At 64.7% G+C, this 24,921-nt stretch carries 19 protein-coding genes; 4 read left to right on the top strand and 15 right to left on the bottom strand.

Going from position 1 to position 24,921, the window contains the following annotated elements; translation table 11 throughout:
• Positions 1-15: 15 nt before the first annotated feature.
• On the top strand, positions 16-513 hold the full coding sequence (locus JN302_RS35770) for a CAP domain-containing protein (protein WP_202330731.1): 498 nt from the start codon (positions 16-18) through the stop codon (positions 511-513).
• 281 nt (positions 514-794) lie between these two features.
• On the opposite strand, the gene JN302_RS35775 is transcribed toward JN302_RS35770, so the two are convergent.
• The 5 genes from JN302_RS35775 to JN302_RS35795 form a co-directional block, all read right to left on the bottom strand.
• Complete coding sequence (locus tag JN302_RS35775; protein WP_202330732.1) at positions 795-1,067, bottom strand: hypothetical protein; 273 nt, start codon at positions 1,065-1,067, stop codon at positions 795-797.
• A 221-nt stretch (positions 1,068-1,288) separates the two neighbouring features.
• On the bottom strand, positions 1,289-1,603 hold the full coding sequence (locus JN302_RS35780) for a putative quinol monooxygenase (protein ID WP_202330733.1): 315 nt from the start codon (positions 1,601-1,603) through the stop codon (positions 1,289-1,291).
• Between the two features lie 58 nt (positions 1,604-1,661).
• A complete protein-coding gene (locus JN302_RS35785; RefSeq protein WP_202330734.1) occupies positions 1,662-2,945 on the bottom strand; it encodes an amidohydrolase family protein in 1,284 nt (427 codons plus the stop codon).
• Positions 2,942-3,883 (bottom strand): ABC transporter permease, encoded by a 942-nt coding sequence (locus JN302_RS35790; protein WP_202330735.1) that lies wholly within the window; start codon positions 3,881-3,883, stop codon positions 2,942-2,944. Before JN302_RS35790 ends, JN302_RS35785 begins: the two co-directional genes overlap by 4 nt.
• 322 nt (positions 3,884-4,205) lie before the next feature.
• Positions 4,206-5,255, bottom strand: coding sequence for an ABC transporter permease (locus JN302_RS35795; protein WP_202330736.1), 1,050 nt, complete (start codon positions 5,253-5,255; stop codon positions 4,206-4,208).
• 210 nt (positions 5,256-5,465) lie between these two features.
• On the opposite strand from JN302_RS35795, the gene JN302_RS35800 reads away from it, so the two are divergent.
• Positions 5,466-6,896 carry an IS1182 family transposase gene (locus tag JN302_RS35800; RefSeq protein WP_202330014.1) on the top strand — a complete coding sequence of 477 codons (1,431 nt, stop codon included), beginning with the start codon at positions 5,466-5,468 and terminating at the stop codon, positions 6,894-6,896.
• A 251-nt stretch (positions 6,897-7,147) separates the two neighbouring features.
• Here the strand turns inward: JN302_RS35800 and JN302_RS35805 are convergent, their stop codons facing one another.
• From JN302_RS35805 to JN302_RS35815, 3 genes are all read right to left on the bottom strand, one after another.
• Positions 7,148-8,695, bottom strand: coding sequence for an ABC transporter ATP-binding protein (locus JN302_RS35805; RefSeq protein ID WP_202330737.1), 1,548 nt, complete (start codon positions 8,693-8,695; stop codon positions 7,148-7,150).
• Between the two features lie 382 nt (positions 8,696-9,077).
• A complete protein-coding gene (locus tag JN302_RS35810; protein WP_202330738.1) occupies positions 9,078-10,112 on the bottom strand; it encodes a BMP family protein in 1,035 nt (344 codons plus the stop codon).
• A gap of 121 nt (positions 10,113-10,233) precedes the next feature.
• Entirely contained in the window at positions 10,234-10,809 is a 576-nt protein-coding gene (locus JN302_RS35815) for a Pycsar system effector family protein (protein WP_244846765.1), read from the bottom strand.
• A gap of 136 nt (positions 10,810-10,945) precedes the next feature.
• Here JN302_RS35815 and JN302_RS35820 point away from each other — a divergent pair, with 136 nt between their 5' ends.
• Together JN302_RS35820 and JN302_RS35825 are read left to right on the top strand one after the other, a co-directional pair.
• Entirely contained in the window at positions 10,946-14,659 is a 3,714-nt protein-coding gene (locus JN302_RS35820; RefSeq protein WP_202330739.1) for a FecR domain-containing protein, read from the top strand.
• Entirely contained in the window at positions 14,659-16,638 is a 1,980-nt protein-coding gene (locus tag JN302_RS35825) for a CHASE2 domain-containing protein (RefSeq protein WP_202330740.1), read from the top strand. The genes JN302_RS35820 and JN302_RS35825 overlap by 1 nt, the downstream gene beginning before the upstream one ends.
• A gap of 238 nt (positions 16,639-16,876) precedes the next feature.
• On the opposite strand, the gene JN302_RS35830 is transcribed toward JN302_RS35825, so the two are convergent.
• The 7 genes from JN302_RS35830 to JN302_RS35860 all read right to left on the bottom strand — a co-directional run bounded on the left by JN302_RS35830 (position 16,877) and on the right by JN302_RS35860 (position 24,858).
• A complete protein-coding gene (locus JN302_RS35830; protein WP_202330741.1) occupies positions 16,877-18,469 on the bottom strand; it encodes an FGGY-family carbohydrate kinase in 1,593 nt (530 codons plus the stop codon).
• Positions 18,466-19,146 carry an HAD family hydrolase gene (locus tag JN302_RS35835; RefSeq protein ID WP_244846108.1) on the bottom strand — a complete coding sequence of 227 codons (681 nt, stop codon included), beginning with the start codon at positions 19,144-19,146 and terminating at the stop codon, positions 18,466-18,468. Before JN302_RS35835 ends, JN302_RS35830 begins: the two co-directional genes overlap by 4 nt.
• 92 nt (positions 19,147-19,238) lie before the next feature.
• Positions 19,239-20,717, bottom strand: coding sequence for a mannitol dehydrogenase family protein (locus JN302_RS35840; protein WP_202330743.1), 1,479 nt, complete (start codon positions 20,715-20,717; stop codon positions 19,239-19,241).
• A 642-nt stretch (positions 20,718-21,359) separates the two neighbouring features.
• A complete protein-coding gene (locus tag JN302_RS35845) occupies positions 21,360-22,133 on the bottom strand; it encodes an L-iditol 2-dehydrogenase (RefSeq protein WP_202309050.1) in 774 nt (257 codons plus the stop codon).
• Positions 22,130-23,128, bottom strand: a complete 999-nt coding sequence (locus JN302_RS35850) for an ABC transporter ATP-binding protein (protein ID WP_202330744.1) — start codon at positions 23,126-23,128, stop codon at positions 22,130-22,132. Before JN302_RS35850 ends, JN302_RS35845 begins: the two co-directional genes overlap by 4 nt.
• A 19-nt stretch (positions 23,129-23,147) precedes the next feature.
• A complete protein-coding gene (locus JN302_RS35855; RefSeq protein WP_202309052.1) occupies positions 23,148-23,972 on the bottom strand; it encodes a carbohydrate ABC transporter permease in 825 nt (274 codons plus the stop codon).
• 13 nt (positions 23,973-23,985) lie between these two features.
• Positions 23,986-24,858, bottom strand: a complete 873-nt coding sequence (locus JN302_RS35860) for a carbohydrate ABC transporter permease (RefSeq protein ID WP_202330745.1) — start codon at positions 24,856-24,858, stop codon at positions 23,986-23,988.
• Positions 24,859-24,921: the final 63 nt, after the last annotated feature.

The following is a 24,921-nucleotide window of genomic DNA, read 5'->3' on the forward strand; positions in this document are numbered from 1 at the left end:
AAGCCTGGAATCGCGATGCAGGTCAAAAGGTTGAAGGACGCCGATCGGCGCTGGCTGATCAAGACGGGCAGCGCCTCCCTGGTGCTGTCGCTGACGGCATGCCAGAGCGTGCTCGATATCGGCGAGACGGCCGGGGATGCGAAATCCGGTGCGACCTATCTGACCTCGATCCGCTCCGAACACGGCCTGCCGCCGCTGCATTCGGACCCCAAGCTCGAACGCGCCGCGCTGCAGCAGGCGAGCTACATGGCCAGGAGCGGCCGAATGGAGCACACGACCGGCTGGGGCAAGGATTTTGCCTCACGCATGAAGGATAACGGCATCGACGGCGCGGCAGCCGAGAACATCGCCCATGGCGGCATGGAGCCGGCCGAGCTGTTCACCCGCTGGATGAACTCCAGCGGCCACCGGCGCAACATGCTCGACCCGCGCTTCTCGCGCTTCGGCCTCGCCTATGCGCGCGAGGCCAAGGACACGCACAAGCGCTACTGGGCATTGGTACTGGGGCGCTAACAACATCATTTTCGACGGTTTGACGGCGCTCGATCGGCAGCGCCGACGATTGGCGAAACCGGTGGCGACATCGGTCTTCTCCCCGCGATGCGGGGAGAAGGTGCCGGTCCACCCTCCGCAGCTGCAGCGCAGCTGCTGCGGAGGACGGGCAGGCGGATGAGGGGCAGTTCGCGGCGTCGTCGAATCCCTTATCCGACTGACGCGAAACGATTTTCGACGCTGCTTTCATGGCAGGGGCGGCACCGACGATCAAAGGCTGGCGCCACTCATACAGCTGCCGTCTACTGCTTCTTGGGCAGTTTCTTCACTGCAACGGGCGGCGCTCCGTAGATCACCACCGGGCCCCCCCACGGCCATTGATCATACATGGCGGCGCGCTGGTTCGCGCTGCGGTCGAGATCGATCCGCTGCAGGCATTCGGCAAAGGCGTCGTTGCGTTTCGTGAAGCCGTAGGAGCGGCACTTCGCTTCGTCGGCCGCGCGACGCTCCTCCGCCGTCATGCAGCCGCTGGAGAGCCCGGCGATCGCCGAAAGGACAAGGATCTTGCGCCACATCTCCCGAATTTCCTCGCGGCAAACATGACAAGCATTGTATAGTTTATTGTGATGCCGGATAGCCCGTCCTTCGAGGCTCGCTTCGCTCGCTCCTCAGGATGAGGTCCGCCCGCGCATCGCAAGGACGCCCCTCGCAATTCGCCAGCCCCCGAGAATTCTATCAAAGTTTGAATTCTATCAAAGCTTGCCTTGCGGCGCGAGCGAGGGGGCAGGCAAATGTCTCAGCTTGAAATCGGATTCTTGGCTTCGATTGCAATGGGGTCGGTCTCGATCAGCCGAAGCGATGTCACCATGTCTGCCGTTTGCGTCTTGTATTTGAGAAAGTGCGCTGTGGCCAAGTGGGCCTCATAGGCTGCCTGGTCGGCGTAGCCTTCAATCACGCGCACGGCATTTCGGTTCTCCTTCACCGACACCGCGAAAAGAAACAGCACCCCGGGCTCGAGCCGAACCGAGGCTTCGATTTCTTCCGCCAGCAATGCGGTGTAGGCGTCGATGCGATCCGGGTCTATTTCCAGTTCGGCGATCCTGACGATCATCGAGTCGCGTTCCGCTTCTTATGAGGGCCGCGCTGCCCCGCCTGGCGCAACCGCTCCATCAGTACGGCACGACATGGCGCCGCGTCACGTCGGACGGCCGCCCTGCCAGGGAAAGCCGCGTCTTCTGCTTCGTGCGTTCCGCGACGACCTTGCCTCCGGCGATGACGCAAAGCCGCTCCGCGCGCAGCCGCACGGCCTCGATCGGGTCGCCGGCATCGAGCACCACCAGGCTCGCTTTCCTGCCGACGGCCAGCCCGTAGTCGTCGAGCCCCATGATCGCGGCATTGACGTTGGTGACCATGTCGAAGCAGCGCCACATGTCGGCCGGGCTCGACATCTGCGCGACATGAAGCCCCATGAAGGCCACGTCGAGCATGTCGGCGGTCCCGAGCGAGTACCAGGGGTCGAGAACGCAATCCTGGCCCCAGCCGACACGGATGCCGTGGCGCAGCATCTCGGGCACGCGGGTGAGCCCGCGCCGCTTCGGATAGGTGTCATGGCGGCCCTGCAGCATGATGTTGATCAGCGGATTGGGGATCGCCGAGACCTCGGCCTCGGCGATGAGCGGCAGGAGCTTCGAGACGTAATAATTGTCCATGGAATGCATGGAGGTGAGATGCGACCCGGCCACCCTGCCCTGCAGCCCGAGCCGCTGCGTCTCATAGGCCAGCTGCTCGATATGGCGCGAATGCGGGTCGTCCGTCTCGTCGCAATGCATATCGACCATGAGGCCGCGCGCGGCCGCGATCTCGCAGAGCTCGGTGACGGAGCGCCGGCCGTCCTCCATCGTGCGCTCGAAATGCGGTATGCCGCCGACGACGTCGACGCCCATGTCGAGCGCGCGGACGGTGTTCTGCCGCGCCGTCGCGAAACGGTAGAGCCCGTCCTGGGGGAAGGCGACGAGCTGGAGGTCGATATAGGGCGCGACTGTCTTTTTCACCTCCAGCAGGGCCTCGACCGCGAGCAGCCGGTCGTCGCAGACGTCGACATGCGTGCGGATGGCGAGCAGTCCCATCGACACCGCCCAGTCGCAATAGGCGAGCGCGCGCTCGCGCACGGCTTCGTGGGTGAGCTGCGGCTTGAGTTCGCCCCACAGCGCGATGCCCTCCAGCAGCGTGCCCGAGGCGTTGATGCGCGGAATGCCGTAGGAAAGCGTGGCATCCATGTGGAAATGCGGATCGACGAAAGGCGGCGAGACAAGGTCGCCGCTCGCATCGACCACCCTGCCCGCCTCCGCGGCTATGTTCTCCTCGATCGCGGCGATCCGGTCCCCGCGGATGCCGATATCGGCGGTCCTGCCGTCGGGCAGCGTGCCGCCCTTGACGATAATGTCGAAACTCATCGCTCGCCTTTCTGGTAGGGGATCATCAGGGCCTTGGGATAGGTCGCGCGGCGCGCCACCAGGATCAAGGCCAGGATCGACAGCGCATAGGGCATCATCAGGAATATCTGGTAGGGCACGACGCCGCCGGAGAGCTGCTGCAGCCTGATCTGATAGGCATCGAAGGCAGCGAACAGGATCGCGCCGAGCAACGCCTTTCCCGGCCGCCACGAGCCGAACACGACCAGCGCGATGCAGATCCAGCCGCGGCCGTTGATCATCTCGAAGAAGAAGGAATTGAACGCCGACATGGTGAGGAAGGCGCCGCCGACCGCCATCATGGCGGAGCCGGCCACCACCGCGCCCATGCGGATGCCGCTGACGCTGATGCCCTGCGCCTCCACGGCCGAGGGGTTTTCTCCAGCCGCGCGCAAGGCGAGGCCGAGCGGCGTGCGATAGAGCGCCCAGGCGACGACGCCGACGCTCAGGAAGGCGAGATAGGTGAGCGGCGTCTGCGAGAACAGCGCCTCGCCGAGCACCGGGATGGCGGACAGTCCGGGGATCGGCCAGGGCTGGAAAGGCTCGATCTTCGGCGGCGAGGTGACCTCGGGGAGCGCCAGCCTGTAGGTGAAATAGGTGAGGCTCGTGGCGAGCAGGGTCACGCCGATCCCCACCACATGCTGCGATAGGCCGAGCGGCACGGTGAGCACGGCGTGAAGCAGACCGAACATCGCGCCGGCGAGAGCGGCGACGACGACGCCCGTCCAGAGATCGCCGCCGGAATAGACTGTGAACCAGCCGGCGAAGGCGCCGACGGTCATGATGCCCTCGATCCCCAGATTGAGCACGCCGGCACGCTCGCAGATCAGCTCGCCCATGGTGGCGAAGATGAGCGGCGAGGCGATGCGGATCGCGGCGACCCAGAAGGAGGCGGTGAGGAGGATGTCGAGGGCTTCCATCAGGCGGCTTCCTCGGGGGATGAGGCGCCTGGCAACCCCTGCCATGAAAGCAGGGCGGAAAGCCTTTTGATTTCAGTTGGATACGGCTTGGCCAGATACCCCTCTCTGTCCTGCCGGACATCTCCCCTAGGGGGGAGAGCGGCTGTCATCGATGACGGTCCTGCGACGTTGACGATTGGCGAAATCCAAGCGGCCGGCCAGTCTCCCCCCTTGTGGGGGAGATGTCCGGCAGGACAGAGAGGGGTGCGAAGACACGCGGCACTTTTATCCAGGATGGCGTCCAGCGCCGGTCGGATGAGGGGTGACCTTAGCGCCGACATTCTCACCTCCACCTTATCCTGAAGCGCGTCAGCAGGATCGCGGTCACCATGGTGAGCAGCGCGGTCGCGGTCATGACGTCGGCGATGTAGCTCGGCACCCCGGCCGAGCGGCTCATCGCGTCGGCGCCGACGAAGATGCCGGCGACGAAGATTGCCGACAGGACGACGCCGAGCGGATTGAGCATGGCCAGCATGGCGACCACGATGCCGGCATAGCCATAGCCAGGCGACAGGTCGAGCGTGAGGTTGCCCTTGAGGCCGGCAACTTCGGAGAAGCCGGCAAGGGCGGCGAGCCCGCCGGACAGCATTGCGGTCTTCATCAGCACCGGATTGACCGGGATGCCGGCAAAACGCGCCGCTTCCGGATTGTGGCCGACGGCGCGCATCTCGTAACCCAGCACCGTCTTCTTCATCACCACCCAGATCGCGACTGCTGCAACCAGCGCCAGCACGAAGCCGTAATGCAGGCGCTTGCCCCGGATGATGCGGGGCAGTTGCGCATCGGCGATCACCTTCGAGGATTGCGGCCAGCCGAGCCCGGTCGGATCCTTGAGCGGGCCTTCCAGCAGCATGGAGACGAAGAGCAGCACGATGAAGTTGAGAAGAAGCGTCGTCACCACTTCGTCGACGCCGAAACGGGTCTTGAGCAATGCGGGCCCGAGCAAGAGCAGCGCGCCGGCCGCCATGGCCGAAACGGCGATGACGGGCAGGAGCAGTACAGACGGCAACGGCAGAGCGCCGGTACCGAGCACGACGGTGACCACCGCGCCGACATAGAGCTGCGCTTCGGCACCGATGTTCCAGAGCTTCGCGCGGAAGGCGACCGCGACCGCAAGCCCTGTGAAGATCAGCGGCGTCGCCCGGGTGAGTGTCTCGAGCGCGGCGAATTGCGAGCCTGCCGCCCCCTTGGCGACGAGATAGAGAACGGAGAAAGGGGAGGCACCGGCGGCGAGCACCAGAAGCGAGGTAAAGACCAGCGTCGCCGCGATCGCGCCGAGCGGGAAAAGCAGGAGGACGGCGAGCGACGGCGCGGGTTTCGGCTCAAGCCGCATGGTTCGCTCCGGCCAATCTCGGCATACCCCTCATCCGACCGCGCGAAGCGCGGCCACCTTCTCCCACCAGGCCGTGTGAAAACTCGGGCATTGGTTTTTTTGATGTGTCGAGGAGCATCTTGGGCTTCCCAAATCAACCTGGATCGGATTCAAATTGTTGATCCAAAGCAGTGATTTGCCGGATTTTTGGCAGTTTGAGACGAGGCCGAAATGGCGCATATGACAGGCCAGTCGCGGGAGCAAACGAGCTTGTTCCCGGAAACCTTGGACGAGGCGGTCGGTGCCGATCATCCGGTGCGGGTCATCGATGCCTTCGTCGACAGCCTCGATCTGGCGCAGCTCGGTTTCTCCAAGGTTGTTCCCGAGGCCACGGGCCGGCCACCCTACGATCCGGGCGATTTGTTGAAGCTTTATGTGTACGGCTACCAGAACCAGGTGCGGTCGAGCCGCCGGCTTGCGGCGGAAGCGCGGCGCAACATTGAAGTGATGTGGCTCACCCATCGCGCGGCGCCGGCCTTCAAGACGATTGCGGATTTCCGCAAGGATCATCCGGAAGCGATCGTTGGGGTGTGCCGGGCCTTCGTGCGCTTCTGCCGGGAGCAGGCGCTGGTCGGCGGCACGTTGCTTGCGATCGACGGGACCAAGATCGATGCGGTGGCGAGCCGCAAGCAGGTGGTGACGGCCAAGGAACTGGAGAAGGCGACGGCGGCCGTGGATCGCAAGATTGCCGCCTATCTTGCGCAGATGGACGAAGCCGACCGGGACGAGCGCGCGGCGCAGACGGATGGCGTGGACGTTGCGGCGGCGGTGGCGGCCTTGCGGGCGCGCCGCGAGCAGATCCAGCAGCAGGCCGAGGCTTTGGCCGGACGCGGGTTGAGCCAGTGGGTTCGCACCGAGCCCGAGGCCAAGCTGATGCGCACGGCTCGGCACGGCCATCAGGTGGCCTACAACGCGCAGACCGTGGTCGACGCAAAACACAAGCTGGTGGTTGCCTTCGACCTGACCAATGACGGCAACGACCAGTGCCAGCTCCACCCGATGGCGGTGGCCGGCCGCGAAGCCGTGGACGGTGACAAGGTAACGGTGGTGGCCGATGCCGGCTATTCGAACGGCGAGCACGGCCAGCGCTGCGAGGACGACGGCATCACCGCCATCGTGCCGCGGGCCGAAACCGTTAACCCGGAAGGCAAAGAGTACTTCACCCGCGACCAGTTCAGCTACGACGCCGAGAGCGACAGCTGGCGCTGCCCGGCCGGCGAAACGCTCACCCACCGGGAGACCTCGTGGACGGAACAGAAGAAGAAGTACGGGACCAAGGCCTGTGCGGACTGTGCCTTGAAGCCGAAGTGCACGCAGGCCGCCAAGCGCACCATCATCCGCCACTTCCATGAAGATGCGCGCGAGGCGATGCACCGGCGCGCCATCAGCGACCCCGAGTGGATGGCGCAGCGGCGCATGCTGGTCGAACACCCTTACGGCACCATCAAATGGATGATGGGCCATCCCCGGTTCCTGGTCCGCGGGCTGAAAAAGGCCAGGTCCGAGTTGGCGCTCAGCGTCCTGGGCTACAATCTGAAGCGGGTGGTGAACATTCTGGGTGTGCCGGCGCTGCTCCAGACCCTGCTGTCCTCGCAAGCATAGGGGGGCATGAACTCGTGCCTCAACTTCCAAACCACTCACCACGCTATGCCTCCGTCCAGTTCTCACACGGCCTGCCACAAGGGGAGAAGGGAACGCCTGCAGCAGCGTATCGGTCAATCGCAAACGCCGGTGATTTGCAATTCCGGCAAAACTAGGCCCCGGCCTTCTCCCCTTGTGGGAGAAGGTGGCCTCGCGAAGCGAGGTCGGATGAGGGGTACGCCGCAAGGCGCTGGCGATCCCAGGAGAACGTCTCACGCCGCCGCCTCCGAATGTCCCGCCATCAGTTCCCCCAGTTCCCGGATCGAGCGTTCGCCGCGCGCCGATGGCGTCGACAGCCGTCCCTTGGAGATGACCAGGATACGGTCCGACAGCGCCAGTATCTCCTCGAGGTCTTCCGAGATCAGAAGGATCGCCGCACCGCGCTCCCGTGCTTCCAGCAGCCTGCGGTGCACATAGGCGACGGCGCCGACATCGAGGCCGCGCGTGGGCTGGTTTGCGAGGATGATCGATGGTTCCGGATCGAGCGCCCGGCCGAGGATGAGTTTTTGCATGTTGCCGCCGGACAGGAGCCTGATGCGCGTTTCCGGCGACGGGCATTTGACGTCGTAGTCGCGGATGAGGCCGGACGCGAAATCGCGCGCCGCGCCCCAGTCGAGGAGACCGCGGCGGCTGAAACGTCCCGAGCGGTAGCGTTCCGAGATCACATTTTCGGTGACGCTCATATCGGCGATCGTGCCCACCGCATGACGATCTTCGGGGATGCGCGCGACGCCGCTGTCGAGCGCGGCCCGCGGCGACCAGTCGCGCGGCTCGGCGCCGTTGAGGGCTATCCGGCCCGCCGAGGGCCGCAGGGTGCCGGCGATCAGGCCGGCGAGCGCCGACTGGCCGTTGCCCGAGACCCCGGCGAGGCCCATGATCTCGCCGCCCAGAAGTGTCATCGAAACGCCGTCGAGACGGGCGCCGGAGCCCGGAGCGGCTGTCGACACCTCATGAAGCGAAAGCAGCGGCGGGCCGCTGCGCACCGGGCTTACCGGGGGCGAGACGACCTCCTGCCCGACCATCAATGCGGCAAGCTCCGACCGGCTGGTGCCGGCCGTGACGCGCTCTCCCGCGAGCCTGCCTGCGCGCAACACCAGCACGCGGTCGCTCACGGCCATCACCTCATGCAGCTTGTGCGAGATGAAGATGATGGACAGGCCCCTGGCGACGAGCAGCTTCAACGTTCCGAACAGCGCCTCGGTTTCCCCAGGCGTCAGCACTGCCGTGGGCTCGTCGAGGATCAGTATGCGCGCATCGCGATAGAGCGCCTTGAGGATCTCGACACGCTGGCGCTCCCCGACCGACAGCGTCGCGACCGTCGCGCCGGGATCGACCGCCAGACCGAAATCGGCGGAGAGCTGGCGGATGCGCCGACGGGCGGCTCCACGGTCCAGCCGGGGACGCCACAACGCCTCGGTGCCCAGCGCGATGTTCTCCATCACGGTCATGTTGTCGGCCAGGGTGAAGTGCTGATGCACCATGCCGATGCCGGCCGACAGCGCCGCCTTGGGATCGCCCGGCGGAAGGCTCCTGCCGAAGGCCTCGACCGCGCCTTCATCGGCCACATAGTGCCCGAACAGGATGTTCATCAGCGTCGTCTTGCCGGCGCCGTTCTCGCCCAGCAGGGCAACCACCTCGCCCTGCTTCAGGTCGAAGGAAATCGCGTCATTGGCGACGAGCGTGCCGAAACGCTTGGTTATGCCGGAAAGGCGCAGGACGGGAGCAGTGTCGCTGTCTGCTTGTGAGGTAGAGGTTTCCATCAAGTTCCTGAGCGGATCGAACATCCGAGAAAGCGTGCGCGCCGACCACTTCCGCTTCCTATGGACGCGACTCGGTGGACGATGCTGACCGGCCGGCACCGCCCTTCATTTGCCTGCCGCCCCCCCATTTACGGCTATGGAGTGCACACTCTTTGCAGAGCGGATGAGAGGCTGCGGCCGTTTTGTCTTCTCCCCGTCCTTCACGGGGAGAAGATGCCGGCAGGCAGATGAGGGCGGCGCAAACGTCACAAAAAGAGCCCCTCACCCTTACCCTCCCCCCGTGAAGAGGAACGGGGAGAGGGGGACCTCCACGCCGCGCCCTCTCTTTGGGAACGAAGATGTGTGCATATGCCAGCCGTAAACGGGACGAGAGAAGGGACACTCAGCCCGACTTCGGCTCGCCGTCATTGATCTCGACGGTGAAGGAGCCGTCCTTGATGGCATTCTCCTTCTCGGCCACCTTGGCCTTCACCGCATCGGGCACCTTGCCCTCGAAGGTGCCGAGCGGTGCGAGCGAGCAGCCGCCGTTCTTCATAAAGGAATAGACGCCGTAGTCGTCGGCCTTGAAAGTGCCGGCCTTGACCTCGGCGATGGCCTTGTCGAGGGTCGGCTCGAAATGCCACAGCGCAGAAGCGACGACCGTTTCGGGATAGTCGGACTGCGTGTCTATGACGTTGCCGATCGCCAGCACGCCTTTCTCCTTCGCCGCGTCCGAAACGCCGAAACGCTCGGCATAGAGCAGGTCGGCACCGCCGTCGATCTGGGCAAACGCGGTCTCCTTGGCCTTGGGCGGATCGAACCAGGAGCCGATGAAGGACACCTGGAACTTGGCGTCGGGCGCGCTTTCCTTCACGCCGGCCATGAAGGCGTTCATCAGCCGGTTCACTTCAGGGATCGGATAGCCGCCGACCATGCCGATGTTTTTCGACCTGGTCATGGCCCCGGCGATGATGCCCGAGAGATAGGAAGCGTCCTGGATGTAGTTGTCGAAGACGGCGAAGTTGGGCAGGGCCGCGTCCGGCTTGAAGCTCGACCCTTCGAGAAAGGCGATATCAGGATAGTCCTTGGCGACGGAACGCGCGGCGTCCTCCACGCCGAAGACCTCGCCGACGATCAGCTTGTGGCCGGCCTCGCAATATTCGCGCATCACGCGCTCATAGTCGTTGTTGGAGGTATTTTCCGAATAGACATATTCGATGTCGCCGCGATCCTTGGCTGCGTTCGCGGCCTTGTGGATGCGGCTCACCCATTGCTGTTCGACCGGCACGGTGTAGATCGCCGCGACCTTGATGGGATCGGCGGCCAGCAGTCGGCCCGGCAGGCCGCCGAATGCGGCAAGGGCGGTACCGGCGCCCGCGGCTTTCAGCACGGCGCGGCGCGACGGAAGAAAAGGACGTTGTCCTGATTGCAGTCTCATGATTGTTCGACCCTCTGGCTTGTCCGATGTCTTCTTGGCGAAGCTTTTTATCGTCTGGTCAAGGTTAGGCGAAATCCGCCGCACCGGCAATGCGGCGTCCCTCTCTTCCCTGGCCGAATGATCAGAAGCCGCCGCCGGACGCCGCGCCGGAAGCCAGCAGCAGCACATAGGACACCACCGTGACGATGAGCCCGCGGAAGGCCCGACCGACGTGACCGTATTTCGAGCGGTTTATGGCCGAGAGGTTGTCGACATTGCCCAGATATTCGCGGAACAGATAGTCGGGCTTGTCGCCGCCATTATGTGCGGCGAGGAACGCCTCGCGATTCGCCGGCCAGCCGCCCCAGTAGAGCGAGGTCGAGGTGGTGCGGTGGCGCGGCAGCACGACCAGGATCGCCGAAACCATCGAGACGACGGCCGAGATCGCCAGCGCCGCGGAGAAGACGATGACCAGCGGATCGCCGTTCAAGTAGCGGTTGAGCGTAAAAACCCCCCTGCCTTCGGCCGAGGAAACGAGGAAGGCAATCATGAAGGTGAATATGTAAGCCGCCTTCTGGTCGGCGATCCGGATCTGGTCGTAGAATACGTCGTTTATCTTCTTAAGGTGGTCAAGATAGAGTTTTGGCTCGGACGATTCTTCAGCAACCTCCGCTTCGGCTACTTCAGGTAGAGTCGATTCGACTTGTTCGATATCCATGATGAAATGTCCGTTGCCCAAATTTTGAGCGCTTTGTTGCCGAAGCGTCGAGCCGTCGCCAATGAAAACTTGACACTCCAATCGATTTGCACACATATCCTCGACCCGAGAGGCGGCACAAGAAAAAGAAAAAGACATGCGCAAGTTTCGGGCGGGGGTGGCAGCACTTGCGGTGCTGGGGTGTATGGTATCGGCGCATGCCGAGATCTTCCCGCGATCGCAGCCGGCCGCAGGGTCGGTCATAGCCCGCAAGTCGGGCGAAGAGGTCCAGTTCATCGATCTCGCCGGTTGGCGCGGCGTCGACATCAGGCAGAACCTGATCGCCGGCGACGAATTGCGCACCAACGCCTATGGCCACCTTGCAATATTGTTCGCAGACGACACCCAGCTGCGCATGGGCCGCAACACGACGCTGGTCGTGAAGAAGGTCGGCGACGCCTCGGACAGCGAGTTCATGCTGCAGTCGGGCACGATCTGGGCGCGCGCGCAGCGTGGCGGCGCCGGCCTGACGGTCGAGACACCGGCGGCGGCCGCAGCGATCCGCGGCACCGACTGGACGATGACGGTCGAAGGCGACAAGACCTCGCTGATCGTGCTGGAGGGCGTGGTCGAACTCTCCAACGAACTTGGCTCCGTCCGCGTCGCCCAAGGCGAGGCGGCGGTTGCGCGCATCGGCCAGGCGCCCACCAAGGTGGTCATCGTCGCGCCGAAGGACCGCGAGCAGATGCTCTATTATCTGACTCTGCGCCAGTCCTTCGCCTCCATACCTGCATCGCCGCTCTCCGCGCCCGACATGAGGGCTGAGCGTGATCGCATCTCAGCCAAGCCGGATACGGCGCGCAGTGCCGAGGACTGGCTGGTCCTGGCGGAGGTTTCGCTCACCTATGACGGGAGGCAGGCCGCACAAGCCGCCGCCGCGCAGGCGCGGGCCTTCCGGCTGACGGCGGGACAGAAGGCACGTCTCGATCTGATCGACGCCCTACTGGCCGGCGCAGATCAGCAATATGCCGAGGCGGCGCGGCTGTTCGAACGCGCCGCGTCGAGGCTCGACGCGAGACGCCGGGCGGTCGCGCTCTACGGAGGGTATTTCGCGAGGGCACTTGCCAATCCGGACTATGTCGAGCAGCCCCCCGTCATTCGCGGCGGCGGTCCGCAGGCTGCTCTGGCCGAAGCATGGGCGGCCGGCTTCCTCAAGGACCTGAAGAGTGCGGCGGAAGTGCTCCGGCGCGCCGAGGCGCAGTATCCCGACGACCCGACGCTGCCCGCATACCGGGCACAGATCGCCATCCTACTCGACGATCGCGAACAGGTGGAAGCAGCAGTGGAACGGGCGCTGGCGCTCGATCCGGACGAGCCGACGGCACTGGAAGCCCGCGCCACCTACAAGGCCGGCATCAAGAGCGATCTGGACGGTGCGCTCGCCGACCTCGAACGCGCCACTGCGATTGCGCCCGGCTCGGTGACCATTTGGAACGCGCTCGGGAATCTGCAAAGCGAACGCGACGCTGAACGCGAGTCGGAGGCGGCGCTGAAGCGCGCCATTGAGCTCGAGCCCAACGACCCGGTAGCCTACGCCAATCTAGCCTTCATCTATCTCGACCAGGATCGGGTAGAGGAAGCCAAGGCGCTGATCGACAAGGCGATCGCGGTCGACCCCTCCTTCGACATCGGCCTCGTCGCGCGCGGCCGCTACTATCTGCAGACCGGCGAGATGGACAAGGCCATGCAGGACCTGCTCGCAGGCTCAACGGCCAATCCGGCTTATGCGCAGGCGCTTTTGCTTCTTGCCGGTGGCTATTTCGAGAAGGGCGATCAGGAGGCCGGAGAGCAGGCTTTGGAGAATGCCGACCGACTCGACCCGAATGATCCGGTCATATCGAACATGGCTACCGTAGTTGCGATAGACGACTACGATTCCGACCGAGCGATCCTGAGCGCCCAGGAGACGTTGAGACGGTCGCGGGCACGGGGTGGCGCGTATGCACCGCTCAGCGCCAACAAAGATGCCGGTTCGACAGTCAACGATGCTTTCCGCCTGCAAGGCCTCGATGCCTGGGGTCGCTATTACGGCGACATCGTCTTCGACCCCTTTACGGCAAGCGGCTATGTCGACCAAGCGCTTGCGGGCAGCGCAGACCCATTTGCGAATCAGCCGGACTTTGGCTCGATACAGGCTGAACCTGTACCTGGCCTGCCGGGCTTCTCATCATTCTTTCAGGGCCTGATGCTCGACCCCCAGATGCTCTCGGCACCTGAGCGAGGTATCTATCTCTATCGCAAACCCTTCTTCGAAAGCGCGCTCGGTGGCGGCTTTACGAACAGCGGCGGCAATTGGGGGTGGAACACTGAAGCGGAGTTGCGTTCGTATTCAGCCACACCAATGCCGTGGACCACGTTCCTGCAGTTCAGCGCCCAAGAAGATTCGGAGCAAAGACCGTTAAACAACCCATCGGAGCCGATCCTGATCGGTTCATCTCTCGATACGAATTACAAGCTCCTAAGCGGGTCCGGATTCGTGACTGCCAGCCCGACACCAAACGATCGAATTGTTACGTATTTCAATGTGACATCGAGTGATCAGCGATATGAGGGAAATCTAGCTCCGGGAATTATACCACCCGGAGTGCTCGTGGAATTTGCCGACGAATCCGACTCTCGACTTTCGACCGGGGCGGCAGCCTGGAGCCATACTTTCGGCTACCGCAACGTGGCAAGCGTTGCCGTATTTGCAAGCAACCTCGACAGGAAACAAGATAAGATACGCGCGTTCCCGCAAATCGACCCTGATACCGGGACCGCAGCAAATGTGCGAATCCTAGACAACGAGTCAAACAACCAAAGTGCCTACCTGATCGCCGCAAATCATATGCTTGGGGTCGGCGATGCAGTGATCCGCTACGGAGCGGAGGGAGGTATCATAGATCTGGACTATTCTCGCAGCACGTTTCTTTCGTTTCCCGATTTCCCTATCATACCGCCGATCCAGCTTCTGGATGAGAAAGCGGCAGGAACCGCCGGAGTTGGCCGCACGTATCTCGACGTTTTGTATGGGCTCTCTCCTGGTCTGCAAATCGACGGAGGGCTCTCCGGCATATTCATCAGCGGCGGCTCCATCGAAATCAACAGGCTCGAGCCCCGACTGGGGATCAGTTGGTCTCCCGCCGACGGACATTGGCTACGCGCCGGCTTCCTCCGTGAGACGATGCTTGTGGGCTCGACAACGCTCGCACCCATCGGGGTCCTCGGACTGCAGTCCAATCAAGCTCCACTGGGCCTTGGTGGCTATAGTGACAGCACCATTGCGCGGTGGGACGCCGAGTGGACCAGCCGCTTCTTCACAACCGTCGAGTACCAGCACCAGGAACTTCATGGCCTATCAATCGATCAGCCGGCGCAATTCGGCTCCATCGATCTCACCAAGGGCCGTATCGACCGCGTGAGCGCTACCGCAAATGCTTGGCTCGGTCATGGCTTCGGTGCATTCGCGACTTTCGCTTATGCGGATTCGAAGAATCAGGATCCAATCAGCCTAGGATTTGGAGGGCCATTGCCATTCGTACCGGAGACGACGGCGAGGTTCGGGCTGACTTATGTCAATCCATGGAATGTGAAGGCCACGGCCGCCGCGACCTATGTGGGATCGCGTTCCGGCAATGCCGTGGGTGACAGGCTTGAAGGCTACTGGACAACGGACGCATTCCTGACCTGGGAACCATTCGACAAGCGTCTCGAACTCCAATTGGCGGCTTACAACATCCTGGACCAGAAATTCGACGTGGCGATTGATGGAACGACGGGCGTTCCAGGCTGGGGCCGAACCCTCGTCGGATCATTGAAGGTCCGCTTCTGATGTCGCCTCGCTGGACCTCGTCCGGCGTGCCGAAGAACGCCGTCTCCGACCCGAACGATCGCCGCCGCGGCATCGTGCTGATCGCCTTTGCGACCCTCTTCGTGCTTTTGCCGCTGTCGCTCACCGTGCCGTGGCGGCTGGTGGAGGCTCGCGCCTTCGACTATCTTTCCACGCTTTCGCCGCCGCCGCGCCCCGCCGACGGGCCGGTCGTCGTCGCGATCGACGAGCCTTCCTTCGCCGAGCTCGGGCTGCAATGGCCCTGGCCGCGCGACCTGCATGGCAGGCTGGTCTCGGCGCTGCGCGAGGCCGGCGCCAAAGTGATCGGGGTCGACGTCATCTTCGCCGAGCCGTCGCCCAGGCCCGGTGCCGATGCGGCCCTTGCCGCCGCACTCGGCCCCGATGTGGTGCTCGCCGGCGACCTCACCAGCATCGAGACGGCACAGGCTGCGCAGATGCTGCGCGTGGAGCCCCTGGCCGCGTTCACCGACAGGGGCGCGAGATCGGGGCTCGCCTCGATCGTGCTCGATCCCGACGGGACGCTGCGGGCCGTGCCGCGTTTTCCCGACAGCTTCGGAGCCGTGCTTCTCGAAATGAGGAGAGAAGAGGCGACGCCGCTGCCGCATGGCGCGCTGCTGCAGACCTTCGGCCCCGCGCGCAGCTATCCTACCGTTTCCTACTATCAGGCGCTTGCCCCGGCCGAGTTCCTGCCGGACGGCTATTTCGAGGGCAAGACCGTGATCGTCGGCCTGTCGATGCAGTCGGCGCCGACGACGGAGGCCGGCGGGGCCGATGCCTTTCCGACCTCGCAGACGCTGCGGACGGGGCGGTTGATGTCCGGGGCCGAGATCCATGCCACGGTATTGGACAATCTGCGCGCCGGCCTCTTCATCCGCACGATCTCGCCGGAGACCCTGCTGTCGGTCGCGGCGCTCGCGGCGGCCCTTGCCGGCATCACCGTCTGGCGCGGCACGGGCTGGCACACCATAGCGGCCGTGGCCGGCGCGATCGTCGTTTGCGCAGCAGGAAGTTTCCTGCTCCTGCGTTTCGGCCGCGTCTTCGTGCCGCCGGTGACGCCGGCGCTCGCCTTCGTCGCGGTGGCAGCGGGGCAAGGCGCGCGCGACTACGCCGCCGAGCGGCGCATGCGCCGGACAATCACCCGCGCCTTCTCGCAATATCTGTCGCCAGTGATGGTCGAACGGCTGGCGAGCGACCCCTCACAGCTCCAGCTCGGCGGGCAGAAGCGGACGATCACCGTCCTGTTCTCCGACATACGCGGCTTCACGACCATAGCGGAGTCCATGAAGGACGATCCGCAACGGCTCACCGCGCTGATCAACCGGCTGCTCAATCCGCTTTCGGCCGCAATACTCGAAGCCGGCGGGACGATCGACAAATATATCGGCGACGCCATCATGGCGTTCTGGAATGCGCCACTCGACGACGCCGACCATGCGGCCCACGCGGTCGGCGCCGCGCTCGGCATGCTGAAGGCCGTCGACCGGCTCAATGCCGAACTGGCCGCGGAGGCCGAAGCCGCCGGCATGACGCCGATCCATCTGGCGATCGGCGTGGGGCTGAACACCGGCGACTGCGTGGTGGGCAACATGGGTTCCGACATCCGCTTCAACTATTCCGTGCTCGGCGATCCCGTGAACCTCGCCGCGCGGCTGGAGGGCCAGACCAAGTCCTACGGCGTGCCCATCCTGCTCGGCGAGGGAACGGCGCGAGGGGCGGCCGGCGATTTCTCCGTGATCGAGCTGGACCGCGTGCTGGTGAAGGGCAAGACGGAAGCCGCGACCGTATCGACGGTCGTGCCCGAGGCCGACGACACGGCCCGCGCCGAACATCGGTCATTCCTGGACGATCTTTATGCCGGGCGCCCGGCGGAGGCGGTGGCTCGGCTCGACGGGCTGGCGCAGCGGCTTCCGGCCTTGGCGGACTACTACGCGATCATGCGGGCGCGACTGCAGGGGAAGTGAGGTGAGCGATAGTCTTGCTATGCTTCAGCAAGTACCCCTCATCCGACCTCGCTTCGCGAGGCCACCTTCTCCCACAAGGGGAGAAGGGACGCAGCTGCAACGCTTCCGCCAATCGCCGACGTTGGTGATTGGCAGTGCTGGCAAAGCCTGGCTCCGGCCTTCTCCCCTTGTGGGAGAAGGTGACCTCGCCCGAAAGGGCGAGGTCGGATGAGGGGTTGCCCAGCGCCTACGATGCAGGTCAGCCATCCTGCGTCGTCATCTCGTCCAGCACCCGGCGCTGGCGGTGCATTTCGAGGAAGACGCGGTAGTCGCGGTCGAAGCGGATGCGCGCGGTGGGATCGGGCCGGCGTTCGGTTCCGCCTTGGTGCATCGCGGAGCAAGCGGAAGCCAGATCGGGATAGAGGCCGGCGGCACTCGCCGCCAGCATGGCGGTGCCGAGCAACACAGCATCTTGCGCCGACGGCTCGACCACCCTGCATCCGGTGACGTCGGCATAGAGCTCCATCAGCAATGGGTTCCTCGAATGGCCGCCGCCGACATGCAAAATCTCTGGCGTGTGTCCGTTGTCGCGAAGCGCGTCGAGGATGTGGCGCACGCCGAGCGCGATGGCGACGGCCGTGCGCCAGTAGAGACGGCACAGGCTGTCGAAGGAGGTATCGAGCGTCAGGCCGCTGACCACGCCAAGCGCGCTGGGATCGCCGAAGGGAGAGCGGTTGCCGTGAAAGTCGGGCAGCACATGAAGCCGGCCGGCGAGGTCCAGTCCCTCCCGCGCCCGTAGCGCCATGACCCGCTCCACGATGCGGGCGTGGGCGGCGGCATCGGGTTCGCCGCCACGCCAGCGGATGAGATGGTCGAGCAGCGCGCCTGTCGCCGACTGGCCACCTTCGGTGAGCCAGAAGCCCGGCAGGGCCGCGCCGAAATAGGGACCCCAGCAGCCGGGGAAGCGACGCGGCCCGCGCGACATGGTCATGACGCAGCTCGAAGTGCCGGCGATCAGCGCCATATGCCGCTCCATGGCCGCGGCATCGCCGGCAAAACCACCCAGCACGCCGAGCGCGCCGGCATAGGCATCGACGATGCCGGCCGCAACACGGCAGGCCCTGGTTAGGCCGAGCCCCGCCGCTGCTTCCTCGGTCAATGGGCCGAGATCTGCGCCTGCCGGCGTGGCCCGGCGGGGCAGGCCACCGCGTTCGAAAAGATCGGGAATCCCCATCTCCTCGAAGAAGTCCTGTCGCCAGCCGTCCTGCTCATGGGCGAGATAGGTCCATTTGCAGGTGAGCGTGCAGAGCGAACGGGCCTCGGAGCCCGAGGCACGGAGGGTCAGGAAATCGGCAAGATCGAAGAACCGGCCGGCATTCGCCCATGTCCCGGGAAAGCGGCGCTTCAACCACATAAGCTTCGGCGCCTGCATCTCCGGCGACATGGCACCGCCGGAAAAGTCGAGCACAGGGTGGCGGCTGGCCGTGCACGCTTCGGCCTCGGCGAGCGCGCGATGATCGAGCCAGGCGATCGTGTCCCAACGGGTCTCTCCGCTCGTCGAGACGCCTAACTGCTCACCTTGCCGCCCCCGCACGACCAGCGAGCAGGTGGCGTCGAACCCGATGCCGGCGATGTCGGAGGCTGCCGCGCCCGCATCGTCGCGCGCAGCATGCACCGCCGCGCATACGGCCGCCCAGATGTCCTCGGAATCATGTTCGGCATGGCCCGGCGCGGGCCGGTTCATGGCAATGGGCCGTTCCGCACGGCCGAACAGCCGCCCGTTCCTGTCGAAGATGCCCGCGCGGGCGCTGCCGGTTCCGACATCGACCGCGCAGAGCAAGGCTTCGCTCAAGACGGCCGCTTCCGCCAGCCGGCCAGAATTTCCGGCAAGAGGCTCATGTCGTGGAAGACGGCATCGGGCTCTAGCGCGGCGATGGCGGCCCGCAGGCCCGGCGTCGCCGCATGCGACCCGCCCGCGAAGGCAAGCACCTGCATGCCCGCTCGCTTGGCCGCCTCGACGCCGGCCGCGCTGTCTTCGATAACGACGCAGCCCGAAGGGGCCACGCCCATCTCCTTCGCGGCATGGAGGAACAGATCCGGCGCCGGCTTGCCCTTGGTCACCATGGTCGAACTGTAGATGTGCGGCTCGAACAATTCCAGCAGTCCCGTGACGCCCAGCGACAGCCGGATGCGTTCCGGCTGGCTCGACGACGCGACGCAGCGCGCGCCGCCCAGCTCCAGGAGCGCATCGCGAATACCCGGGATCGGCTGCAGCTCGCGCTCGAAGCGGGCATAGACGGCTGCCCTGATCCGGTCGAGATCGGCGTCGGTGATGCCGAGACCGAACTCCGTCCGCAAGAGCCCGGTGATCGTGGCCATGCTCTTGCCGAGGAACTTGTCGTAGGCGGCCTCCTCGCCGATCGCCACGCCCAGGCCCGCGACATAGTCGAGGAGGACACCGATCGAGATGGGCTCGCTGTCGACGAGCACGCCGTCGCAGTCGAAGATGATCAGTTCGGGATCGGACACGGGATGACGCTCAACTGTTGTGCCGTGCCGCCGACGGCATCGGAGCGGGGTATCGGAAGCCATTCACCAAGTCCAGCCTCCCTCCCCTCACCTCACGATGTTCCGGCAAGATGGCCGGACAGGGTCTCGCGGGTTCCCCGCGCCCACAAAGCACGGAGGTGCCGTGCAAAGGCCGAGGCGAAGACCGGCGACTTGCCGACCTCGCCATAGATGTCGTCCATTGCGAGCCATGCCGCCGGGTCGGCCTTCGCTGCCTTCGCCCGCTCCTGAAGACGTGTCCAGCCGGGATCGTTGGGCGCGATCTCGGCGCCGCTGTCGGTCGTGCCGAAGCAATAGCGGCACCAGAGCGCCGATTCGAGCGCCAGCCCGTCGACGCTCTTTCCGTCGCGAAGCCTGTCCGCGATCGTGGGGATGATGAATTTCGGCTGGCGGTTGGAACCGTCGAGGCAGAGCCGCCGGACCGTGTCGCCGATCTTCGGATTGGAGAAGCGGCGTTCGATGAGCCGGTAGTAGTCGCCCAGCACGACGCCGGGAACAGGCGGCACCGTCGGGATGATCTCGTCGCGCTCCAGCTTCTCCAGGAAGCCCCTGACCAGCGGCTCCTGCATAGCCTCGTGCACGAAGACGATGTCCATCAGGCCGGCCGGATAGGCGATCGTCGCGTGGCCGCCATTGAGGATGCGGATCTTCATCAGTTCGAAAGGCGAGACGTCGTCGACGAACTGCACCCCGACCCTTTCCAGCGCGGGGCGGCCTGTGCCGAACCGATCCTCCAGCACCCATTGCCTGAAGGGCTCGCAAAACACCGGCCAGTTGTCCTCGACGCCGAAATCGGATGCGAGTTGCGCCCGTTCGCGAGCGCTCGTCGCAGGCGTGATGCGATCGACCATGCCGTTCGGGAACGAGACGTGATCGCCGACCCAGCGCGCCAAGGCCGGATCGACAAGGGCTGCCAGCCCGCATACCGCATCCGAGGTGACGCGGCCGTTATGGGGAATGTTGTCGCAGGACATCACGGTGAAGGGCGCAACACTTTCGGCGCGCCGGCGTTTCAGCCCGGCAAGGATCAGGCCGAACACCGTCTTCGGCCGGTCGGGATCTCCGGCATCGCGCACGATATCGGGGTGTGACGGGTTGAACCTCCCGGATGCCGGGTCGATGAAGTAACCGCCTTCGGTGATCGTCAGCGAGGCGATACGGATGGCGGGATCGGCCAGCCGCGCGATGATCGTGTCCGTGTCGCCCGGGATCAGATAGTCGACCATCGCCCCGGTGACGCGCGCCTCGACCCGATCGCCGTCCTGCTCGACCACGGTGGTCAGCCAGTCCTGCTCGGCCAGTTTCTCTCGCCCCGGCTTCTCGGCGTCGAACACGCCGGCGCCGACGATCGCCCAGTCATGGTCGATGCCGGCATTGAAGAGGTCGTCGAGATAGACGGCCTGGTGCGAGCGATGGAAATTGCCGACGCCAAAATGCAGGATTCCGGCCGTAAGCCCGGCACGATCGTAGCGCGGGACGGCGACCTTCGGGGACAGCCGGTTCAGGGCTGCGGATGAGAGTTTGATGGCCATCTGGTCACGTCCCTTGTCCTATTGGCCCGGATGCCTTTGGCGACACCGGGGGTAGAAGGGGTGGGGCTGCTCGGGCGTTGCGGCGAGACGACGGTGGGAGTGGGTTGCGGAGGCGTGCCCCTCATCCGACCTCGCCCCTCACGGGCGAGGCCACCTTCTCCCACAAGGGGAGAAGGCAAGACCTTGCAACAACGCCTCGGCCAATCGTCAACATTTGTGATTGGCAGTGCCGCCGAAGCCAGGCGCCCGCCTTCTCCCCTTGTGGGAGAAGGTGGCCGCGCGAAGCGCGGTCGGATGAGGGGTACGCCTCCGCAATCACCGACCGAGGCGATTGACAGCGCCGCCAAGCCCGGGCTTTCGTCTTCTCCCCGCTTGCGGGGAGAAGCTGGCGGTCCACCCTCCGCAGCTGCTGCGGAGGACGGGCAGCCGGATGAGGGGCATTTCGCGATGGTCGAAAAATCAGGCCTCGATATCACGGCTTCTTCTCCGCCTTGCCACGAAAGTGGCGCTGAAATCCGTTTTGTTTCAGTCAGACAACGGATCCACACTTTCATCCTCTATGACCCGCGCCAAACGGCGCGGTTCATCTGCCTGCCGGCATCTTCCCCGCAAGCGGGGCGAAGACCGATCGTCGCCAATGCCTCAGCTCATCCAGTTGCCGCCGTCGACATTGTAGGTCTGGGCGACGATGTAGTCGGCTTCGGCGCTCGCCAGGAAAATCGCCATGCCGACAAGATCTTGCGCCGTGCCCATCCGCCCGTAGGGGACGGCTGCCCCCACGAGCTTCTTCTTCTCGCCCGGCGCGCGGTTCTCATATCTGGCGAACAGGGAATCGACATGGTCCCAGTGCTCGCCGTCGACGACGCCGGGCGCGATCGCATTGACGTTGATGCCGTGCTTGATGAGGTCGAGCCCCGCCGACTGGGTGAGGCTGATGACGGCCGCCTTGGTGGCGCAATAGACCGCGACCAGCGCTTCGCCGCGGCGTCCGGCTTGGCTCGCCATGTTGATGATCCTGCCGCCCTTGCCCCGCGCGATCATGGAGCGGGCCGCGGCCTGCAGCATGAACAGCGTGCCGGCGACATTGACGGCGAACAACCTGTCGTAGCTTTCCCTGGATATCTCGACGATCGGCGCGAGATCGAAGAGCGCGGCATTGTTGACGAGGATGTCGAGCCCGCCTGTCCTTTCCTCCGCGGTCTTCACGGCGCGATCGATCGAGCCGAGATCGGTGACGTCGAGTTGCACGGCATAGGCGCCCGTGCCGATCTCCTTCGCGGTCCTCTCGGCCGCCTCCGGATCGATATCCGATATCGCAACGGTCGCGCCTTCACGCACATAGGCTTGCGCGAAAGCGCGGCCGATGCCGCGCGCCGCCCCTGATATCAGCGCCGATTTGCCTTCGAGGCGCCTCACATGGCCCTCCCGTCGGCTCCGAAGCGGTGGATCTTCGCCGGATCGGGCGTCAGCCAGACGTCCTGGCCATGCTCGATGCCGATCTCGCCGGGCGCCCTGACATTGATGGTCCCGAGCCCGTCGGCATGGACATGGACGAAAGTGTCGGCGCCGAGGTGCTCTGCCACGCCGACCTTGCCCTTCCACTCGCCGGCGCTGGTGGATATCGCAACATGCTCCGGCCGGATGCCGATGGTTTCGGCGCCATGCGATGCCGCGGGCTGCCCTTTGAGGAAATTCATCTTCGGCGAGCCGATGAAGCCGGCGACGAACAGGTTCTTCGGGCTGCGGTAGAGCTCGAGCGGAGAACCTACCTGCTCGATATTGCCGGCGTTGAGCACCACGATCTTGTCGGCCATGGTCATCGCCTCGACCTGGTCGTGCGTGACATAGATCATGGTCGTCCCGAGTTGCTGGTGCAGCTCGCTGATCTCCAGCCGCATGGTGCCGCGCAGGGCGGCATCGAGGTTCGACAGCGGCTCGTCGAAGAGGAAGGCCTTGGGCTGGCGCACGATGGCGCGGCCGATCGCGACGCGCTGGCGCTGGCCGCCGGATAGCTGGCCGGGCCGGCGGTCGAGATAGTCGGCAAGGTTGAGGACCCGCGCCGCGTCCCTGACCTTCTTGTCGATCGCGGCCTTGTCTTCGCCCGCCATCTTCAGGGGGAATGCGATGTTGTTGTAGACGCTCATATGCGGATAGAGCGCGTAGGACTGGAACACCATGGCGAGGCCGCGGCGGGCCGGCGCGGCGTTGGTGACGTCGGCGCCGTCGATGAGGATCCTGCCCTCGGTCGTGTCCTCGAGGCCCGCGATGAGCCGCAGCAGCGTGGACTTGCCGCAGCCCGACGGGCCGACGAAGACCACGAACTCGCCGTCGGCGATGTCGAGATCGATCTTGGGGATGATGATCGTGGCGCCAAAGGCCTTGGACACGCTTTCGAGCTTGATGTTTCCCATGGTTTCCTCCCCGCCGCCTCTACTTGACCGCGCCAAAAGTCAGGCCGCGTACGAGCTGGCGTTGCGAGAACCAGCCCATGATCAGGATCGGTGCGATGGCGAGCGTCGAAGCCGCCGACAGCTTCGCCCAGAACAGGCCCTGCGGGCTGGAGAACGAGGCGATGAATGCCGTCAGCGGCGCGGCGTTCGTCGTCGTGAGGCGAATGGTCCAGAATGCCTCGTTCCAGGCGAGGATGATGTTGAGCAGCATCGTCGAGGCGATGCCCGGCACGGCCATCGGCGTCAGCACATAGACGATCTCGTTCAGGAGCGAGGCGCCGTCCATGCGCGCCGCCTCCAGGATCTCGCCCGGAATCTCGCGGAAATAGGTGTAGAGCATCCACACCACGATCGGCAGATTGATCAGCATCAGCATGACCGTGAGCCCGAACCTTGTGTCGAGCAGCCCCCAGTCGCGGAAGATCAGGTAGATGGGGACAAGCACCGCGACGGCCGGCATCATCTTGGTGGAGAGCATCCACATCAGGATGTCCTTGGTCCTCTTGGTCGGCGAGAAGGCCATGGACCAGGCGGCCGGAATGGCGACCAGCAGGGCCAGCAGCGTCGAACCCACGGCGATGAAGACGGAGTTCATGAAGGGCCGGAAATAGTCGCGCTGCGACTGCACCTCGACGTAATTTTCGAAGGTCCCGGAGGGGAACAGGCTGAAGCCTGCGATCGCCTCCGGTTCCGTCTTGAAGGAGGTCAGGATCGTGTAGAGGATCGGAAAGAAGATGATCAGCGCGATCACCCAGGCGGCCACAGTGAAACCGGCTTTGCTTCTGGTCGAGACACGGCGGGCCATGTTGCCTCTCCTCCTATCGATCGAGGTTTCTGCCGACGGCGCGCATCAGGAAGATGGCGACGATGTTGGCCAGCACCACGGCGATCACGCCGCCCGCCGAGGCCCCGCCCACGTCGTAGCCGAGCAGCGCGGTGCGATAGATCAGGAACGGCAGGTTCGTGGTCGCATAGCCCGGCCCGCCATTGGTGGTGACCAGGATCTCGGCATAGACGGCCAGCAGGAAGATGGTCTGGATCAGGATCACCACGGTGATGGCGCGCGCCATATGCGGCAGGGTCAGATACCAGAAACGGCTGACGAAGCCGGCGCCGTCCATCTCGGCCGCCTCCTTCTGCTCGCTGTCGAGCGACTGCAGTGACGTCAGCAGGATGAGTGTCGCGAAGGGCAGCCATTGCCATGCGACGATCATGATGATGGAGAACAGAGGGTACTGCGCGAACCAGTCGACGGGCTGCAGGCCGAGGGACTTGGCGATGTCGGCGAAGACACCGTAGCCCGGATGCATGATCATGTTCTTCCACACCAGGGCCGCCACGGGCGGCATGACGAAGAACGGCGAGATGACCAGGATGCGCACGATACCCTGCCCGAGGATCGGCTGGTCGAGCAGCAGCGCGAGCGCGATGCCGCCGATCACCGTGATCAGGAGCACGCCGACGACGATGACCAGCGTGTTCCAGATCGACTGGAAGAAGGCAGGGTCGGTATAGAAGTACTGGTAGTTGAAGAAGCCTGCGAAGTTGACATTGGCGGGATTGAGCAGGTTGTAGTTCAGGAAGGAGAACCACAGCGTCATCGCCAGCGGCACGATCATCCAGATCAGGAGCAGGATGACCGACGGCGCCATCATCAGCCGGGCAAGCGTGCGTGTCTGTCGGGTTGCCATGGAGCCACTCAGCCCTTCGCGTCACGTCCTCGGATCACAGGCCTCGAAGACGGGGCCTTGAAA

The sequence above is a fragment of the Mesorhizobium sp. L-8-3 genome (assembly GCF_016756615.1).
Taxonomy (GTDB): domain Bacteria; phylum Pseudomonadota; class Alphaproteobacteria; order Rhizobiales; family Rhizobiaceae.

Bases quoted from the DNA above. Each gene is read 5' to 3' on its own strand.
- JN302_RS35785 (WP_202330734.1), bottom strand. From the start codon at position 2,945: ATGAGTTTCGACATTATCGTCAAGGGCGGCACGCTGCCCGACGGCAGG.
- JN302_RS35780 (WP_202330733.1), bottom strand. From the start codon at position 1,603: ATGATCGTCAGGATCGCCGAACTGGAAATAGACCCGGATCGCATCGAC.
- JN302_RS35820 (WP_202330739.1), top strand. From the start codon at position 10,946: ATGCGCAAGTTTCGGGCGGGGGTGGCAGCACTTGCGGTGCTGGGGTGT.
- JN302_RS35840 (WP_202330743.1), bottom strand. From the start codon at position 20,717: ATGGCCATCAAACTCTCATCCGCAGCCCTGAACCGGCTGTCCCCGAAG.
- JN302_RS35860 (WP_202330745.1), bottom strand. From the start codon at position 24,858: ATGGCAACCCGACAGACACGCACGCTTGCCCGGCTGATGATGGCGCCG.
- JN302_RS35770 (WP_202330731.1), top strand. From the start codon at position 16: ATGCAGGTCAAAAGGTTGAAGGACGCCGATCGGCGCTGGCTGATCAAG.
- JN302_RS35825 (WP_202330740.1), top strand. From the start codon at position 14,659: ATGTCGCCTCGCTGGACCTCGTCCGGCGTGCCGAAGAACGCCGTCTCC.
- JN302_RS35850 (WP_202330744.1), bottom strand. From the start codon at position 23,128: ATGGGAAACATCAAGCTCGAAAGCGTGTCCAAGGCCTTTGGCGCCACG.
- JN302_RS35805 (WP_202330737.1), bottom strand. From the start codon at position 8,695: ATGGAAACCTCTACCTCACAAGCAGACAGCGACACTGCTCCCGTCCTG.
- JN302_RS35775 (WP_202330732.1), bottom strand. From the start codon at position 1,067: ATGTGGCGCAAGATCCTTGTCCTTTCGGCGATCGCCGGGCTCTCCAGC.
- JN302_RS35810 (WP_202330738.1), bottom strand. From the start codon at position 10,112: ATGAGACTGCAATCAGGACAACGTCCTTTTCTTCCGTCGCGCCGCGCC.
- JN302_RS35855 (WP_202309052.1), bottom strand. From the start codon at position 23,972: ATGGCCCGCCGTGTCTCGACCAGAAGCAAAGCCGGTTTCACTGTGGCC.
- JN302_RS35795 (WP_202330736.1), bottom strand. From the start codon at position 5,255: ATGCGGCTTGAGCCGAAACCCGCGCCGTCGCTCGCCGTCCTCCTGCTT.
- JN302_RS35800 (WP_202330014.1), top strand. From the start codon at position 5,466: ATGGCGCATATGACAGGCCAGTCGCGGGAGCAAACGAGCTTGTTCCCG.
- JN302_RS35790 (WP_202330735.1), bottom strand. From the start codon at position 3,883: ATGGAAGCCCTCGACATCCTCCTCACCGCCTCCTTCTGGGTCGCCGCG.
- JN302_RS35815 (WP_244846765.1), bottom strand. From the start codon at position 10,809: ATGGATATCGAACAAGTCGAATCGACTCTACCTGAAGTAGCCGAAGCG.